Annotated in this window: 17 protein-coding genes; 5 read left to right on the top strand and 12 right to left on the bottom strand. The window is 50.3% G+C overall.

Annotation, left to right across the window (positions count from 1 at the left end; genetic code table 11):
- Nucleotides 1-25: 25 nt before the first annotated feature.
- Entirely contained in the window at nt 26-1168 is a 1143-nt protein-coding gene (locus AC4QZR_RS13545; RefSeq protein ID WP_494481396.1) for a DEAD/DEAH box helicase, read from the top strand.
- A gap of 43 nt (nt 1169-1211) precedes the next feature.
- Here the strand turns inward: AC4QZR_RS13545 and AC4QZR_RS13540 are convergent, their stop codons facing one another.
- From AC4QZR_RS13540 to AC4QZR_RS13515, 6 genes are all read right to left on the bottom strand, one after another.
- Nucleotides 1212-2879, bottom strand: a complete 1668-nt coding sequence (locus tag AC4QZR_RS13540; protein WP_494481395.1) for an alpha-amylase family protein — start codon at nt 2877-2879, stop codon at nt 1212-1214.
- Between the two features lie 92 nt (nt 2880-2971).
- Nucleotides 2972-3418, bottom strand: coding sequence for a GNAT family N-acetyltransferase (locus AC4QZR_RS13535; protein ID WP_494481394.1), 447 nt, complete (start codon nt 3416-3418; stop codon nt 2972-2974).
- Between the two features lie 68 nt (nt 3419-3486).
- Nucleotides 3487-4761 carry an erythromycin esterase family protein gene (locus AC4QZR_RS13530; protein ID WP_494481393.1) on the bottom strand — a complete coding sequence of 425 codons (1275 nt, stop codon included), beginning with the start codon at nt 4759-4761 and terminating at the stop codon, nt 3487-3489.
- A gap of 123 nt (nt 4762-4884) precedes the next feature.
- Nucleotides 4885-6213: a toxin-antitoxin system YwqK family antitoxin gene (locus AC4QZR_RS13525; RefSeq protein ID WP_494481392.1), complete on the bottom strand. Its 1329-nt coding sequence runs from the start codon at nt 6211-6213 to the stop codon at nt 4885-4887.
- Between the two features lie 35 nt (nt 6214-6248).
- Complete coding sequence (locus AC4QZR_RS13520; protein WP_494481391.1) at nt 6249-6779, bottom strand: hypothetical protein; 531 nt, start codon at nt 6777-6779, stop codon at nt 6249-6251.
- Nucleotides 6780-6902: 123 nt separating this feature from the next.
- Nucleotides 6903-8087 carry an acetyl-CoA C-acyltransferase gene (locus AC4QZR_RS13515; protein WP_253403274.1) on the bottom strand — a complete coding sequence of 395 codons (1185 nt, stop codon included), beginning with the start codon at nt 8085-8087 and terminating at the stop codon, nt 6903-6905.
- A 281-nt stretch (nt 8088-8368) separates the two neighbouring features.
- Here AC4QZR_RS13515 and AC4QZR_RS13510 point away from each other — a divergent pair, with 281 nt between their 5' ends.
- Nucleotides 8369-11275: an alpha/beta hydrolase family protein gene (locus AC4QZR_RS13510; RefSeq protein ID WP_494481390.1), complete on the top strand. Its 2907-nt coding sequence runs from the start codon at nt 8369-8371 to the stop codon at nt 11273-11275.
- A 73-nt stretch (nt 11276-11348) separates the two neighbouring features.
- Here AC4QZR_RS13510 and AC4QZR_RS13505 read toward each other — a convergent pair whose 3' ends face one another.
- Both AC4QZR_RS13505 and AC4QZR_RS13500 read right to left on the bottom strand, forming a co-directional pair.
- On the bottom strand, nt 11349-11963 hold the full coding sequence (locus AC4QZR_RS13505; protein WP_494481389.1) for a hypothetical protein: 615 nt from the start codon (nt 11961-11963) through the stop codon (nt 11349-11351).
- 324 nt (nt 11964-12287) lie between these two features.
- The gene (locus AC4QZR_RS13500; protein ID WP_494481388.1) at nt 12288-12746 is read right to left on the bottom strand and encodes a PaaI family thioesterase; all 459 of its coding nucleotides are present in this window, start codon (nt 12744-12746) and stop codon (nt 12288-12290) included.
- A 207-nt stretch (nt 12747-12953) separates the two neighbouring features.
- Here AC4QZR_RS13500 and AC4QZR_RS13495 point away from each other — a divergent pair, with 207 nt between their 5' ends.
- From AC4QZR_RS13495 to AC4QZR_RS13485, 3 genes are read left to right on the top strand one after another with little or no spacing between them, the layout of a single operon-like run.
- Nucleotides 12954-13295, top strand: a complete 342-nt coding sequence (locus AC4QZR_RS13495; protein WP_220624703.1) for a zinc ribbon domain-containing protein YjdM — start codon at nt 12954-12956, stop codon at nt 13293-13295.
- A gap of 38 nt (nt 13296-13333) precedes the next feature.
- On the top strand, nt 13334-13771 hold the full coding sequence (locus AC4QZR_RS13490) for an SRPBCC family protein (protein ID WP_494481387.1): 438 nt from the start codon (nt 13334-13336) through the stop codon (nt 13769-13771).
- A gap of 31 nt (nt 13772-13802) precedes the next feature.
- Complete coding sequence (locus AC4QZR_RS13485) at nt 13803-14192, top strand: VOC family protein (RefSeq protein WP_494481386.1); 390 nt, start codon at nt 13803-13805, stop codon at nt 14190-14192.
- A gap of 169 nt (nt 14193-14361) precedes the next feature.
- On the opposite strand, the gene AC4QZR_RS13480 is transcribed toward AC4QZR_RS13485, so the two are convergent.
- Genes AC4QZR_RS13480 through AC4QZR_RS13465 form a run of 4 tightly spaced genes read right to left on the bottom strand, consistent with a single transcriptional unit; the run spans nt 14362 to nt 17637 of the window.
- Nucleotides 14362-14868, bottom strand: coding sequence for an acyl-CoA thioesterase (locus tag AC4QZR_RS13480; protein WP_494481385.1), 507 nt, complete (start codon nt 14866-14868; stop codon nt 14362-14364).
- 51 nt (nt 14869-14919) lie between these two features.
- Entirely contained in the window at nt 14920-15528 is a 609-nt protein-coding gene (locus AC4QZR_RS13475; RefSeq protein WP_494481384.1) for a TetR/AcrR family transcriptional regulator, read from the bottom strand.
- Nucleotides 15529-15580: 52 nt separating this feature from the next.
- Nucleotides 15581-16546 (bottom strand): aerotolerance protein, encoded by a 966-nt coding sequence (locus tag AC4QZR_RS13470; RefSeq protein WP_494481383.1) that lies wholly within the window; start codon nt 16544-16546, stop codon nt 15581-15583.
- Complete coding sequence (locus AC4QZR_RS13465; protein ID WP_494481382.1) at nt 16543-17637, bottom strand: vWA domain-containing protein; 1095 nt, start codon at nt 17635-17637, stop codon at nt 16543-16545. Before AC4QZR_RS13465 ends, AC4QZR_RS13470 begins: the two co-directional genes overlap by 4 nt.
- Nucleotides 17638-17667 lie beyond the last annotated feature (30 nt).

The raw sequence follows: 17667 nt of genomic DNA, 5'->3' as shown, positions 1-17667 counted from the left end.
TTGCCCGCGACTCATACCTGTATTTATGTCATTTTCCGCACTGGGCCTTTCGGCGCCACTTCTTCGTTCCATCCAAGCCCAGGGCTATACCGCGCCCTATCCGATACAGACGCAGGCTATACCTGCCATTCTGAAAGGGAAGGACCTGCTAGGTATAGCGCAAACGGGTTCCGGCAAAACAGCCAGTTTCGCGCTGCCTATTTTGGAGATGTACCAGAAGAAGCAAGCCGGCCGCAACCGCTATGTGCGCACGCTGGTGCTCGTACCTACCCGCGAATTGGCGGTGCAGATCGAAGAGGTGTTCCGGGCTTTCGGTAAGGAGCTTGACAGACCAGTGAAGACGCTGGCAGTGTATGGTGGCATCTCCATCAATCCCCAAATGATGAAGCTGAGCGGCACCGATGTGCTGGTTGCTACACCTGGCCGCCTCCTCGACCTGATCGAGCAGAAGGCGGTGCACCTTTCGGAAGTGGAAACGCTGGTGCTGGACGAGGCCGATAAGATGCTGCATCTGGGTTTTCAGGAGGAGATGAACAAGCTGCTTTCCATGTTGCCAGCCAGGCGGCAAAATCTGTTGTTTTCGGCTACCCTGAGTCAGGATGTAGAAGACCTGATTGCCAGGTTACTGTCAGACCCTGTGCGGGTGATGGTGCAGGAAGAAGCCTCCGTGCCGGAACTGATCAAGCAGGTGGCCTATCAAGTGGATCCTGAAAAGAAAGGACCTTTGCTGCGCTACCTCATCCGGCAACACGACATGCAACAAGTGCTGGTGTTCGCTTCATCTATCCGGACGGCCGACAATGTGGTGGGCAAGCTCAAGAAGCATGGGATAGAAGCAGCAGCCTTTCACGGCGACAGGAGCCAGGGCGGCAGGACAGAGGCACTCCGTCAGTTCAAAGCGGGCAAACTCCGCGTATTGGTAGCCACCGACCTTGCCTCCCGGGGTATAGACATCAAGTTTTTGCCTTATGTGATCAATTACGAACTGCCCCGCTCTCCGAAAGACTACGTGCACCGCATCGGTCGTACGGGCCGCGCCGAGGCCTCCGGCGAAGCTATTTCGCTGATTACGACAGAGGATGCGCACCACTTCAAGATCATCCAGAAGAAAATGGGCGTACGAGTGGAGATCCTGCCTACAGACGATATCGACCTGCAGGGGCAGTAAGGTATGGGGTATGGCGCGGGCGAGGATGCTCGCGCCATAAAACTTAACTCTTCTTCAGCAAATGACTCAGGTCGCCGGCACGGAACCAGCGGTAGCCGTATGCGTCCAAAGTGATGTAGTGCCTGCCTTTCGCATCAGCTTTGCTTTCATAGCTCACCATCAGGTCAATCAGCTTGTGCTCTTTTTCCTGGTTGTCTTTTCTCTCCTGTTTCGGGTCGAGTACAACTTCGTGGACCATCTCGTCGAAGTTGTGCAAAATGATCAGTGAGCTGCCTTGCCAGCTGTAGTGCATGCAGAGCACCGTCGGCTTGTTTGTCTTGAGGATTTGCCATTCACCCCAGCCAATCTCCGTGCACTCTTGCCGAAGCCGGATTAGGGCAGTCATCCAGTTCAGAAGCGAGTTTGGGTCGCGGCGCTGGTTCTCGACGTTTACGTGATGATAGGAGTAAGGGCCTTTGTCGATGACAGGATGTACTAACTTGTCGGCTTTCGAGAAACCAGCCTGGTGGTCGTCAGTCCACTGCATGGGGGTGCGCACGGCATCGCGCTCCTTCAGGCTCTGGTCGTCACCCATGCCGATTTCGTCGCCATAGCGGATCACGGGGGTGCCGGGCAGCGAGAACATCAGGCTGTAGGCCAGCTCGCTTTGCTGTCTGTTGCCCAGCATGGTAGATAGGCGTCGTCGTATACCCCGCTCGTAGAGCAGCATATCTTCATCCGGCGCGAACCGGGCGAACACCTTCTCGCGTTGCTCGTCGGTGAGGCGGCCCAGGTCCAGTTCGTCGTGGTTGCGCAGAAAGTGTGCCCACTGCACGTTCGGGAAGTTGGTGCGGGTGGCCTCAAGTGCTTCGATCAGCGGATCAATTTCGGTGGTAGCCAGTGCGTAGAACATATGCTGGTTCACATAAAAATTGAACATCATGTGAATGCCATTCCCTTCTTTGCCGAAATACTTTTTGTTTTCTTCAGGCAGCACGTTGGCCTCGCCCAGCAAGATGGCATCTCCCCGGCGCCACTGTACAAAGCGGCGGATTTCACGGAGGTAATCGAAGTTGAGCTCGTGCTTGCTGGTGTTCGGCTCAGGCGATTCGATCATGAATGGAACGGCATCCACACGGAAGCCAGCTACGCCCAGCTCCAGCCAAAAACCAATGATGCGTTTTATCTCAGCGCGTACATCCGGATTATCCCAGTTCAGATCGGGCTGGAAATGGTGAAAGCGGTGGTAGTACCAGGATTTGGCTTTTTTGTCGTAGGACCAGGTAGAGTCCTGTACGCCGGGAAATACCATACCTTCGTTCCAGTCAGACGGTTTCTTTTTATTCCAGACATACCAGTCGCGGTATGGTGCGTTTTCGCTGCTGCGGGCATCCTGAAACCAAGGGTGCTGGTCAGAAGTATGGTTCACAACCAGGTCGATGATCACTTTGATGCCGCGCTTTTTGGCCTGATGCATGAACTCCACAAATTCACCGCTGGAGCCGTGCCTTGGGTCCACCCCGTAATAGTCGGAGATGTCGTAGCCGTTGTCTTTGTTGGGAGAGGGCTGGAAAGGGGCGAGCCAGATGCAGTCGATGCCCATAGCATTGAGGTAATCCAGGCGACGAGCAAGTCCTTCGAAGTCGCCCACCCCGTCGCCGTTCAGGTCCATAAAGGTTTCGAGATCGAGACTGTAGATGATTGAGTTTTTATACCATAGCTCTTCCAGCATAGCGAATCGGTTTTGGTTGGTTAAAAATGATTCGTCTATACGGGAGATGCCGGGCAAAAGTCGGGACGTAGACTTAAAAGGAGGTGAACTGTTCAGGACTTTTTCTGAGCCAGCCACTCGTCGTAGCGCATCTCAAATTTGATCTCGGAACGGCTGTGTATGCCTATTTCGCGCCAGCCTTGCTTTCGGTAAAAAGCTTCGGCCCTGGTACCGGAATCTGTACCCAGCCAGATGGTTTCTGTTGTTTGCTGAAAATACCAGTCGAGCATGATGCGGTGCAGTTGCTTTCCTATACCTTGTCCTTCAGACTCCGGCAGCAGAAACAAGGCCCACACATTATAGTCTTGCAGGTCGACGATAGCAAAGCCCACTACCTGTCCCTCTACTTCACAAACCCAGCCTTTTCCACGCTCCGTCAGATATAGCGCACAGAGTTCATCGGTTACCAGCGTCGGGTCAGAGAGGATGTTTTCCTTTACCGAGTGGCGGATGTGCTGGAGTTGGGGGATGTCGGAGGTTGTGGCTTCGCGGAAGAGCATGGGTGATTAGTTTCGGTCCGAAGTTTCAAGTGGTTTCGAACTATTCGTTATAGTAAAGATAGATGCATTCATTGGACGCTTAGATTGTCACAAGGTGTCATGTCTCGGATATAAAAAATACCATCGTAAATTTCGGTCCATATTCCTACATCGTGTTGTTGTCCATGCCCTTTCATCGGGAAGTGTTTAGAAAAAGAGGGATTTTCTTTCCTAAAGCGTTTGAAGTCGATAAAGGCATATGCAAGCTTATCATCCATCCAAGTCTCAAAACTGTTTTTCAAAGGCTTCAGGACGCGGGTACTTTTAGGTTGGCCAACCCGCTTATACGCTCCGTATTTTGAGGAGAAACCCAGCACATAGGTTTGTGCATTGCGGAGGCTGTCACTTGTAAAAACGGTGCCCATCCAATCGTGCGCATACTGTTTGTACTTCAATGCTGTGTTTGCATTCTTCATGACATGCGCGTTGGCTGCCCAAACGATTATTTTGGCGTCGGGGTATTTTATGTCTGCCAGCCAACGTAGATTATCTGCCATTTGCCTGTCTCGTATTACATTTGAAGGATGATAGTCCTCTATGCTAAGCTGTTTTGCATGCTCTTTTAGGTTTTTAATTAACATGTAATCCATAGATGTCTTTTCAGCCTTATCAAGTTGAGAAAGCACTTTTTCTGCCGTATCATGGAAACGAATAAGCGTCTGCTTGTTTCCAATCAAAGGCTTCCTTAACTGCGGCTTTGTCAGGGCATGCACCGTTGGTTTAAAAAAACTGGAATATGTTTCATCTTGCAGGTAAGGTATGTTCTGAGTCTTCAGGTATCTGTCAATTCGTATAGACAGACTGTCAATCGTATATTTATATACTAACTGATTGTCAAAGCCAGCTATTTGCAACGGGTTATCTGTTTGGTGAGTAGCAGGTATATAGTCGTAAAATAAATCGGAGCATTGCTGGCAAAAAGGCCAAGCCCCGTGCAAATTTTGTTGCAGCAGGCGCTTTATGTTCGGTTTATCTTTCTCCACATGTTCCCAACCTTCCGTCAGGCCAAAGTAATCGCCTTCAAAAGCCAGCACCGTAAATCCCTTCTTCTCGTGTAGGTACTTCACCAGCCGTGACTTTGCCTGCATGGTGGCGCCGTCGCCGTGGTCCTGTTCACCGAGCATCACAATCCGGGCATCACCTATCGCTTTCCCTATTTCCTCCAGGTCAGTGTCGTCGGCATAGTTTGCTTCAATGGATTGAATAGGTATAGCGTTAGACTGTACATATTTCCTGATTGCTTCTTGCCCGAAAGCCTGACATGAAAGGATTACCAAAAGGGACAACAGGAAGTGCTTTTTCATCTACGCGCGGTTGAATTGAATGTATAGCTAAATATAAAAAAATTTTAATAGTTGCTTTACCGCTGAAAACAAAAAATCCCCCACTTCGACAAGCAGGGGATTTTCCTATACCTTTCGTAAAGCTTACTTCTGTTTCTCTTCCACAACCTCACCATTTCGGTAAAGGCGGGTCTTGTATACCTTGCCTTCTGGGTTGTGGTATTTCCAGGTACCGGTGGCTTTGTTGTTGCGATGCTGACCGGTTACTTCTACTTTGCCGTCTTCGAAGTACTGCTTATAAGGACCGAAGCGCAGACCATCTTTATAGCTCGTCTCAGACTTTAATTTGCCGCTTTCATAGAATTCCTGGCTGCTCACGATTTTGCCGTCGCCTTTGCCGTAGGTATACTTCGCTTTGGCCTGGCCATTTTCATAGTAAACAATGCGCTCGCCCGTCAGTTTGTCGGCGTTGTAGGTTTCAGCTACCTCTACTTTTTTGCCGGGTGCATCATAGTAAGCTTTCCAGTTTCCGGTGCGTAGTTTGTTTTTGTATTGCTCCTCGGCTTTTATGTTGCCGGAAGGGTAGTAGGTTGTGATCCTGCGGTCATCACCGTTGTTGCTGTATTGTCCTTCTTCTTTCAGTTTGCCATCTTCGAAGTATACCTGCGAAAGCCCCTGTACCTGCCCGTTGCGGTAAGTGATCATGCTACGCAGGTTGCCGTTCTCGAAGTAAGCTTTGGACGGTCCGTGCATCTTGCCTGATGCGAAACTTCCCTCGGTGCTCAGTTTGCCGCTGCGGTAATAGCTCTTGAACGTGCCGTTGCGTTGACCCGCCACATTAATCACTTCTGTCTCCAGCTGACCATTGTCGAAATACGTTTTGTAAGAACCCTCCAGCATACCGTTGCGGTAAGTGGCCTCGGTCTCCAGGTTGCCGTTTTCGAAGTAAGTTTTAGCCGGACCGTTCTGTTGGCTGTTCTGGTAGGTAATCTCCGATTTAAGCTTGCCGTTCGGGTAAAATTCGCGCACCAGTCCCTCCGGGAAACCGTTCACAAAATTGGTCTCTTTGCGCACCTTGCCATCGGCGTAAAACGTCCTGAACACGTCGCTCTGCTGGTCTTTGTCGTAGCTGCCTTCCTGCAGTAAGCGCCCATCCGGATGAAACGCTTTAAAAGGTCCCTGCTTCTGATCCTGCACATAGGTTACCTGCATGCGGGGCTGTCCGTTCTGGTAGTACTCGGTAAACACGCTATCCTTTTTGCCTTCCACAAATTTGGCAAACGCCTCCCGCTCACCAGTCGGGTAATAGCGGTTGTAGTAGCCCACAATAGCTGAATCAGGCGTCATGTAGTATACCTCTTTTACGCTCGTCATGGACTCGTCGTGGTAGGTGACTACTTTGCGTTGCGCCTGCCCGAAAGCTACAGAACTGATCAACAAAACAGCGGATAGGATGAATGGCAATTTTGGCATGGGTACTAATATCTTTCTGGTGATAGGGTAGAAGGCTATACCTTCTTTTTGGTAATTTCTTTTGCTACTAACTTCAAAAACGGGTCAGCATCTCTTACGTATTGCTGTGCTAGTTCCATCGCCTTGGCACGGTTCACTTTGTTCAGGCTCAGCAAAGCACGACGGACCACATACTTGTCTTCGCCGTCAATCAATTGTAGCAACATTTTCTCGCGGCCTTCGACCTCCACATGACCAAGCAATTCGGCCATTTGCCACTTGGCTTGTGGTTGATCAGAAAAGATGGCCTTCCGTACAAAACGGAGCGGGTCTGCTAGCTTCTCCTCTACAATTTTTAGCACCACACCCGCTTCGTTGTCGATGGCCAGCGCATACACCAGCTGTTGTGCCAGATCGTGGTTGAATTCTTGGTTGAGTTGCTCCAGCGCTTCGTCGGATGCTTTGTACAAAGCTTCCCAGCCAGGATACTCGGCTTCCCACTCACCCAATCCTCTTTCATTGTTATAAGTGTCGGGCGTCATGTTGGCCCACTCCCAGAAGTTGGCCAATTCGGTTTCTAATGACATATCAGTCTAAAATGGATAAACACTAAAAATATGGGAAACAGTTTAATATTCAGGCAAGGTACAAAAAAGAAGCCCTACGAATAACGTAGGGCTTCCTGCAAAAAATATACCGCAAAGCGGAGATTACATTTTCTCGATCACCAAGGCAGAAGCACCGCCGCCGCCGTTGCAGATACCGGTTACGCCTATCTTGCCGCCTTTTTTGTCGAGCACGTTACAAAGCGTCGTCACGATGCGGGCTCCGGAAGCACCCAGTGGGTGACCCAATGATACGGCACCACCAAACACGTTCACATTACCGCCTTCCAGACCAAGTTTCTGGTTGTTAGCAATCGATACTACCGAGAAGGCCTCGTTGATCTCGTAGAAATCTACCTCCTCAGGCGATACGCCGGCGTTTTTCAGCGCCTTAGGTATAGCCAGTGATGGTGTCGTCGTGAACCAGATCGGATCCTGCTCGGCGTCCGCAAAGCCACGGATCTTGGCGATCGGCTTCACGCCCAGTTCTTCTGCTTTCTCTTTGCTCATCAGCAACAGCGCAGCGGCTCCGTCGTTCAGCGTAGAGGCATTGGCAGCCGTAACAGTACCAGCCTTGTCGAACACAGGGCGCAGGCCGGCTATTTTATCAAAGCTCACTTTCTTATATTCCTCATCTTCTGACACTACGATCGGGTCTTTGCCACGTTGCGGAATTTCAACCGGCACGATCTCGTCCTTCATCATACCGGCCTCGGCGGCAGCGGCTGATTTCTTGTAAGAGCTGATCGCGTACTCGTCCTGCATCTCGCGGGTGATCTTCATCTCGCGGGCCGTGTTCTCAGCGGCATTGCCCATGTGGAAGTCATTGTACACATCCCATAGACCATCTTTCAGCAAGCCATCCGTCATCTGACCGTGACCCAGCTTCGCACCGAAGCGAGCTTTGTCCAGATAGAAAGGCACGTTCGACATGCTCTCCATACCGCCTGCCACAATGATGTCTTTGTGACCCAGCATGATGGCCTGCGCCGCAAACATGATCGCCTTTGTACCCGATGCGCATACCTTGTTCACAGTCGTACACTCTACTTCATAGCCCAGACCCGCCTTTACAGCCGCCTGACGCGCAGGAGCCTGACCCACGTTGGCCGACAGCACGTTGCCCATGATCACTTCCTGTACTAAGCTCTTATCAACACCGGCTCTCTCCAACGCACCTTTGATAGCGGCTGCTCCCAGTTCTGTGGCAGAAAGGCTGGCCAAAGCGCCGCCAAAGCTTCCGATCGGGGTACGCACAGCCGAGATTATATAAACTTCTTTCGTTTGCATAAGATTGTGTCTAATAGTTTTATAGTGTGAAATTATCAGGATTCGAGCGGAAAACCAAACAATCGTTAGGTAAATGACCTATGAATGGTTTAATGACTTCATTGTTAAATTGTTGATCCTTGGAAAGTGGATTCACAGCATGTAAATGTTGCTGCGAAACCTTGCGACTTTAAACCTTCTTGATAGAGCAACCTCTAAAGCTATAACGCGCGCAAGCGCAAAATAATTTGTACATTTAGAGAACCAATCAAAACCGCTAACCGATAGTCAAACCTTTTACAATGAAGAAATTCTTATTGTTGATGGCGTTGTTCGGAGCCGGCCTCAGTCAGGCGCAGGCACAACAGCAAGCCACCAAAAAACCACTCACCCACGACGTATACGACAGCTGGAAAGGCGTGGCCGGAGACAAGCTCTCTAACAACGGCCAGTACGTGCTTTTTAACGTCGATCCGCAGGAAGGCGATGGCGCCCTCTACATCCGAAACTACGCCAGCAAGGCCATGCGGGAGTTCGCCCGCGGCACCAAAGCGGAGTTTACTAACGATAGTCGCTATGCCGTGTTCCAGATCAAGCCGGAATATAACACCGTACGTGCGCTCAAGCTGAAGAAGAAAAAAGGCGATGACCTGCCGAAGGACTCCCTGGCGATCGTGGCACTGGAGAACATGAGTGTGGTGAAAGTGCCACGCGTGAAATCCTACAAGCTGCCAAAGGAGGGAAACAACTGGGTAGCTTATCAATTGGAGAAACCAGTTCCGGCGAAAAAGGAAGCAGTTAAAAAAGGAGAAGCCAAAACAGAACCTGCTATACCTGAGACTCCGAAAACTGAGGCTTTAAAAGCAACTGCCTCAAAACCAGCCTCCAAGCTAAAGCAGAAGAAGTCAGAAGGCACAGAGCTGGTTGTGCGTAACCTGCAAAGTGGACAAGAGCACCGCTTCAACCGCGTGGTGGATTACGTGTTCGCTGAAAAAGGTAACATGCTGTATTTTGTGAAAGACGAACTTGACTCTTTGCACACGGTCGGAGTTTACGCTTTCAGCACAGCCGACCTCAAAGTGATGCCGATCGACACGGGCAAGGTGACTTACACAGGCATCAGCACCGACAAAGCAGGCGAGCAGCTGGCCTATGTTGCGTCCATGGACACGGTAGGAGCGGAACTGCGCTATTTTAACCTCTACCACTGGAACAAGAAAGACAACAAAGCGGTTACGCTGGCCGATACAGTAACCAAAGGAATGCCTGCCGCCTGGATGGTGAGTGAGCATGGCAATCTGCGCTTCTCAGAAGATGGCCGTCGTTTGTTCTTCGGCACTTTCCCGCGCCCGACCCACTTCGAAAAAGACACTACCAAGCTCGAGGAGGAAAAGGTGAACCTCGACATTTGGGGTTACAAAGATCCGCTGATCCAGCCGATGCAGCTCAAACAGTTGAACCGCGACCAGAAGCGCTCTTTCCTGGCCATGTATGACCTGCGCGGAAAGAAAATGCAGCAGCTTGCCACCCTCGAAATGCCTGATGTATACCTGGACGCTTATGGCCAGGCAGACGTAGCACTTGGTGTGAGCGATGAGAAGTACAAAGTAACTATCGGGTATGACACCCCAACCCGCAAAGACGCCTACCTGATCGATCTGAAAAAAGGAACAGCCAAGCAGATCCTGAAAGAAACAAGAGGGATGCCGCGCCTGTCGCCACAGGGTGCTTACGTATATTGGTACGAGCCAACCGACAGCAGCTGGCACGCCATGACAACCAAAGGCGGAGCTAACATTAACCTGACCAAGCGCATCGGTTTGCCATTTTATGAAGAGGACAATGACGTGCCTGCCCTACCAGGTTCTTACGGAGCGGCTGGCTGGGTAGAAAAGGACAACGCTCTTCTGGTGTACGACCGCTTCGACATCTGGAAGCTAGACCCAAGTGGCAAAAAAGCTCCTGAGAACCTGACCGACAAGTATGGCCGTACCAACAAACTGCGTCTGCGCTACGAACAACTCGACAACGAAGAGAAATTTATACCTGTCGATGCCACGCTATACCTGAGCGCCTTCACCCTGACTGACAAGTCCTCCGGTTTCTTCCGCGATTATGTGAGCAAAACAGCACAGCCGGAAAAACTGGTGATGACCCCGCACGGCTATACCTCATTTAAGAAAGCTAAAAACAGCGATCGTACCACATTCCGCCGCGGCTCTTTCCGGGAGTACAACGATCTCTATACCTCCGACCTGAGCTTTGCCAATGTGGAGAAACTGAGCGATGCCAACCCGCAGATGAACGAATACCTGTGGGGCAATGTAGAACTGGTGAGTTGGAAATCGACGGATGGTATACCTTTGGAAGGACTGCTGTATAAGCCGGAGAATTTCGATCCGAAGCGAAAGTATCCGATGATGGTGTACTTCTACGAGCGCTCCTCCGATGGCATGCACAACCACCGTATACCTGCACCAAGCGCTTCTACCATCAACATTCCGTACTTCGTGAGTAACGACTACCTAGTGTTTGTGCCGGATATTGTGTATACCGAGGGTTATCCGGGCGAGAGCGCCATGGACTGCATCATACCGGGTGTGCAGAGCGTCGTGGCACAAGGCTTCGTGGATGATAAGAACATGGCGCTGCAGGGGCAGAGTTGGGGCGGTTACCAGATCGCCTACATGGTGACCCGCACCAACATGTTTAAGGCTGCGATGGCCGGCGCGCCGGTGTCGAACATGACGAGTGCTTATGGCGGTATACGCTGGGGTACAGGCCTGAGCCGTCAGTTCCAGTACGAACGCACGCAGAGCCGCATTGGCGGTACACTGTGGGAAAAGCCGATGCAGTTTATCGAGAACTCACCGCTCTTCTTTGCCGACCGCGTAAAAACACCTTTGCTGATCATGCACAACGACCAGGATGGTGCTGTGCCGTGGTACCAGGGCATCGAATTCTTCATGGCGCTGCGCCGTCTGGAGAAACCGGTGTGGATGCTCGTGTACAATGGCGAAGACCACAACCTGGTGCAGCGCAAAAACCGCAAAGATTTGTCGGTACGTATGTCGCAGTTCTTCGACCACTACCTGAAAGGCGCTCCGGCTCCGAAGTGGATGGACCAGGGCGTGCCGACTTTGCTCAAGGGCAAAGACTATGGTTTTGAACTGACGGAACCGCAGGTCTCTTCTGCTCCGAAGGAGTAAATGTGACCAACAATCATAAAAAAGGGGAGCAGCCAGCCGGCTGCTCCCCTTTTTGTTTTAAACATACCGTAGGTTATTTATTTCCCTTGCCGCTGTTCATCACCTTGATCTGACCACAAGCCACAGGTATAGTTGCGTCATATACACCATCTACATACATGCCGTGCAGCACAATTACGTTATTCTGTAGCGATCTAACTACTCTTGAAATACCATAGTCATTCATGAAGTTGACCATACCAGCTGCGTCAGCTGTTGGGTAAGGAGTTAAGGCAACCAGCACCGGCCCGTAAAAAGGTACACCTTCCACCAGGCTGATCAATCCATCGCCGTCCTTATCAGCAGACATAGGAGGACAAACCGCATTTTTATTGTTGTCCATAAAGCCGTGTATGTGCTGCATGTGCTCCATGCTAGGTGTCAGACCGGAGGCCTCCAAATTCACATCGATCACATCTCCGTTTAAATCTATTGTCGCCGTACCACTAACGCCTGAATTGTTCAGCTCCATTAGATGCACCGTGTACGTTTTATTCAGGTTCATAGAGTTTGTCTGATGTGCTTCGTCCACACCCTGGGCAGCCAATCCCGCATCTGGTGCCACATCAGCCTGCTCACAGGAGTTGAAAGAAAAAAGAATGGCAGCAATTGCTGCAAAGGCTGAGGTTTTCTGGATAGATTTTTTCATAATTTTATTAGTTTTTTTATAAGTGAGATATATACGGTATACAATTGCTGAACTGCAAAATTGTTTATAAACAGGGTGGTAAAGCACTGATATTTAATGTGAACGGCTATAAATAACTCGTGAATGGAAAATCCAGTGTATTGGAATAGCTTACAAAGTGAGACTATGAATATATTATGAAATTTATATTGCAAAGTTCATTAGTGCGAAATGCAGAGAGGAATTCCGGCATGTGTACCGTGCGGGAATGGAGATCCGATGCCACTACGAGAGTGAATGAAAGAGAGGTGACCGCAACGATCAAAAAAGGTGTTGATGTAGTTTCTACTTATCGGTTACCAATACATAATGTTCCAGGTTCTCCCATGGCTGAGCAGTCCGCATAAACTGTCCGGTCCCGAAAGCTACTTCCTTACCGCGTTCATTATACAAGGTAGCCTCTGCTACAAACAGACTTTTGCCCACAGATCGCACCGTGCCCACGGCTCTCAGGGTGCCGGAATTTACCGGGCGCAGCAAATTGATCTGGAACGAAGATGTCACGATAAACACATCCGTTACGAGTGAGGCTACAGCAAAGTAGGCGGCGTCATCGAGCAGTTTGAAGTAGGTTGCCCCGTGGATAGCCTGAGCCCCATGAAAGTATTTTGGATCTACCGGAAGCGTAATCTCGGCCTTGCCATACGCCACCCCGATATCGCTGCCACTAAACAACTGCTGTACATTGGCGCTCAGGTATAGTTTTTCCAATTTCCGGTAATGTGCTTCTGGTTTAGTAGACATGCTGCGTTCTATTTGCGCAAGTATACGCAATGCAGTTCAGGCGATTGCCCTTTTATGGAAGAAAGAAAAGGCAAGGAGTGATGGAATGTTTGTATCTTCGCTTTAGGTGAGGTATAGCTGTGTGAATGCATTGTGAAAACAGTGAAACGGAACAGGCATTCCCCTCTCAATTTTACGAAAGCAAAACAGGAATAAAAAAATACTATTATGTCAGAAGAATTGAAACAGTGCCCTAAATGTAGTTCACCTTACGGCTATGCGATGGGCGAAGAACTTTACGCTTGTCCGGAATGCGGCAACGAATGGAATCCGGCTGAAGAGGAACAAGAAGCAGGCTTGAAAGTAGTGGATGCAAACGGTAACCAACTCCAGGACGGCGACACGGTTGTGGTGATAAAAGATTTGCCGGTAAAAGGAGCACCTAAACCAGTGAAAGCGGGAACAAAAGTAAAGAACATTCGCCTGACTGACGGTGATCATAACATCGACTGTAAAATAGATGGCTTCGGGTCTATGGGGCTCAAGTCTGAGTTTGTAAGAAAAGCTTAATCAGTAGGCGAAAATAAGCGGGCAGGCGTAAGAATTATATGGTAGAGATCTTCACCGAAATAGATATTAACAAGCCACTTTTCGAAGTGTCATCTTATGCTGCAGATCCGGATAATGCGCCGGTGTGGTATGATAATATCAAGTCGGTGGAATGGAAGAAGTCGAAGCCCCTGGTAGTTGGTTCGCAGGTCGCTTTCGTCGCTCACTTTCTGGGTCGAAGACTCGCCTATACCTACGAAATTGTAAGCTATGTTCCAGGGCAAAAAATGGTGATGCGAACGGCCGAAGGACCATTCCCGATTGAAACCACCTATACCTGGGAGGCGATCGATTCTGACAGCACACACATGACCCTGCGCAATGCAGGTCAGCCGTCCGGGATCTCGAAAGCGTTCGCTCCTTTTATGGCATCCATGATGCGTAAAGCCAATGGCAAGGATTTGAAAAAGCTAAAGGAAATTCTGGAAAACAGCTAGATCTTATACCTTGAGCAAAGCAGCTCTAAAGATGAATAACCACTACGGCCCCGGCATCAGCCATATCGAATTCTGGGTGAAAAACCTGGAGGAATCGGTGCGGTTCTATAGCGAATTATTCCCTTTGATTGGCTGGTATGCTCTCAACCAAACTTCTTTTAGCAGCGGGCAGCACGAAATCTATTTCAAAGAAATGCCAATCGCCCTTCATGAAAGTCTGGGTGTGCGGCATATCTGTTTCCATGCCATTAGCCCGGAGGTGGTAGATGCGGTGGGAGCGTGGTTGCACCTGCAAAACGCTGACATTATCCGGGGTCCACTAGAGATGCCGCACTACAGCGCAGGTTACTATACCGTCGATTTTCTTGACCCGAATGGCTTTGTGCTGGAGGTAGCGCATACCCCCAATGCCAGGCTTTAAAGCAGGCTCGTCAGCAGTCTAAAAAAACAAAGGCAGCTATTACTAGCTGCCCGTTTTCATAGTTATATTTTGTGCTATGAGTTCCTTATACTCCTATTCCAAAACTATGTTTTGACGAGGTCACGAATTATTGTTGACGAGCTTTTTTGCCTGGCCGGCATACCTTGTTTTACGGCTGTAGCACAGGCGCCATTCGCAGTTCTTTTACGCGGTCCTCGAAGTACTCTGCAGGTTTTCCTTCCCCCAATATTGCCACGCTGCTAAACAGGGTTGTGAGCTCTTCACTGTGCTCTGCTTTCTGACCTTTGCGTATGTCGACGTAAGTAAAGCGCGTCCAGATCACCGAGATGATCGCACCTGTTTTCGGGTCAACCATCTGGCCTTCCATCATCAGATCAGAGCTGCTATACCAACGCAGACAGGTCCTGATCGTCACCGTTTCCATAAACTTCACTTCACGCAGGTAAGCGAGCTGGTTAGAGGCAACCACCCAGGCCTTGCCAGTCGTTTTCCCCAGTGCATAAATGTCCAGATCATAGTTGTCGCGCAGCTGATCCTCCCTGGCATTCAGGTAGTAATCGATGTAGCGGCCATTGTTCAGGTGACCAAATGGGTCGCAGTCCTCGAAGCGGATCAGGGCCTTACTTTCCAATACTTTGGCATACTCTTTTTTCATAGAAATTGACTTTTAAAAAAGACCGATCGGTTTATTTAAGGTTAAAAAAAATCAGGTTAATAATTCAGACTCAAGCATGTGCTCCAACTGAGAAATGACAACGTTGAGGTATTTGTTATCGCCGTAGGCTTTTGAAACCATCACGCCGCCTTCAATCATGCTCACAAACAGAATAGAAAACCTCTGTGCGTCCGCTTCCGGTCTGAACTCACCACTCGCTATACCTTGCAGTACAATATTGGCGACGGCCTTATGAAGCCGGTTAAGCACTTTGACAACACTGGCCCGCAGCAGGGGATTGGTATCATCAGCTTCAACTGACGTGTTCAAAACAGGGCAACCACCTTGCACAGGAGGCGAAAAAAGGTAAGTTCTATAAAACTGCAGAATAGCTTGCAGCTTATCCGAAGCGCTTTCTTTACTTGCTATTCGCTCTCCGATCATACGGGTGATGATGCCGGAAGCATGTTCAAAAGCAGCCAGGGCAATTTCCTCTTTGCTCTCAAAGTGACCATAAATTCCTCCTTTCGTCAGCCCGGTGGCAGCCATAATGTCCTGCATAGACGTGCCGGCAAAGCCCTTCTGGTTGAAGAGGGGAGCTGACTGCGCTATAATGAGCTGGCGTGTGCGTTCCGATTTAGATAAGGCTGTATCCATCATGCTAGTGAATACGCAAAATATACCAATCGGTTTTTAATTTCCAAATAAGTGCTTACCAATCCGGTTTGGTAGGGTCAGGTTTCCGGGTCGCTTTTTTGGGTAGCTGCTGGATATACTGTTGTTCTGCGCTACGCATGGCTTCCAGCATCAGGCGGGCCTTTTCGGGGTTGATGTTGTGCTGTTGCAGCCGGTTATTTCTGGTCTGTGCCCGTAGTTCTGCATCAGAAAGCGGTTCTGCGCTACGGCTGCGCTCCGGCCGTTTCGGGTCGAAGTTGCTCTCGGGGTTCATGCCTTGCGTCTCGCCGGGTTCCTGACCGCTGATCTCTGGTTTCTCAGCCGACTTGCCATTTTCCTTTCCATCCTGCTCCTGACCCGCTCCTCCCTGCTCTTGCTGCTGCCCCTGGTCATCTTGCTCGGGTTTGTCTACTTCGGCCTCCTGGTCGCCTTCGCTGTCGGGGTTTTTGCGGGGCTGCTCCACCTGCTCTTCCTCTTCGGGTTTCTGTTGCTGCGGTTTCGGTTGGTTTTGGGCTGCTTGCTGATCGGCAGGCAAGTCTTCGTCTTCTTCTGCCCGGGCCAGTTCAGGGCGCTCTTCCAGTAGTTTCTGGATCAGCTCGAAATTATACCTTGCCGCTTCATTGCCCGGCTCCACGATCAGCGTTTGGCGAAAGTAGGAGAGGGCCTGCTTGTACTTTTTGCTTTGCGCGGAAATAGCACCCAGCTGTAGAAGCGAAACCGCTTTGATGTGGCGGGTGGCATGGTTGGCCAGCAAGGTATACTGCTGCTGCGCTTTCTGTAGCTCACCTATCCGGAAATAAGCATGCCCCAGGTTAAGCCGTACCTGGTCATCCTGTACATCGAGGTCTTCGAGCAGATATTCGTAGGAAGCCACAGCTTCAATGTAATCGCCGCGCTTATAAGCCGCCGCAGCCAGGTCTGCGTGTTCGTTCATGAGCGAGATAGAGCGCAGCCCCCCCGACAGAAACCCGATAAACAGTATAACCGCCACGAATGCCTTCATATCCTGATCAGTTTAACGGTGATAAGTAGATCAAGCAGGATGAGGACCAGGGCCAGGGCCAGTGGGTAAATGTATTTGTTAGCGGTTACATCAATGGTTTTGCTTTCGCGCAGCTCCCCTTCTATGTTGTTGATGGCGTTGATGAGGCGGCTGACTTCGCTGATACGGCCGTTTACTTCGAAGTACTCGCCTTCAGTCGCATCTGCCAGTTGCTCCAGTCCCTCGGGGTGCAGACGCGTAACGACAGGATTGCCCTCCGGATCCTTTTTATAAGAAGCACCAACCGGAATCTGCGTACCGTCTGTGGTGCCGATGCCCAGAGCAAATACCCGTATATTTTGTTCGCGTAGCCTGTCAGCCCAGTCAGAGGTACGGCCTCCGAAATCTTCCCCGTCACTGATGAGCACCAGGATGCGGGCCTTTTGTTCACTTGCCTCCGGCGAAGCTGCCTGTCCGAATTTTTGCGACACAAGTTCCAGTACAGGTATAAAACTGGTTCCACCATGCGGCAGCAGACCCGTGCGCAAGGTTTGGGTATAGAGCGTGAGGGCTTGCTGGTCGTAGGTAAGGGGACTTTGCAGATAAGCTTCCGAATCGAATACGATCAGGCCTATACGGTCAGAGTTGAAGCGGCTGATCAGTCTTATGATATCACGTTTGGACCGTTCCAGGCGGGAGGGTTGCACATCGTTGGCATCCATAGAGGCCGAAAGGTCCACGGCGATGTAGATGTCCTTGCCGATGGTTTTGATCTCTTTTTTCATGGCCCCAAAGGAGGGACCGAGTATAGCAATGATGAGCAGGACCACGTAGGCATGTCGCAGCACGAACTTTACCCAGACGCCGTGGGGGCGCTGCCCAAAAAAAGCCGATACCTTCTGCACCCGCCACAGATACCCGATGTACAGGCCCAGGAAGAGGATGCCGAATAGGATTTCGAGCAGTGTTAGCGTTTGGTACCAGGTCATGTTGAGCAGAATCAGGCAATTGCCCGATGACAAATATAAGAAAGGAATGCCAATGTACAGGGCTTTTGCGTGGCGCGGAAAGCAGATACAGGTATAGGTGGCGGAGCAGATGCCGTGTGGCATAGTGCAAAGAGGGAGTCAGGTTAAATTATT

Source organism: Pontibacter sp. YIM B11418 (assembly GCF_059278805.1).
This window is presented reverse-complemented; position numbering and strand designations above follow the sequence as displayed.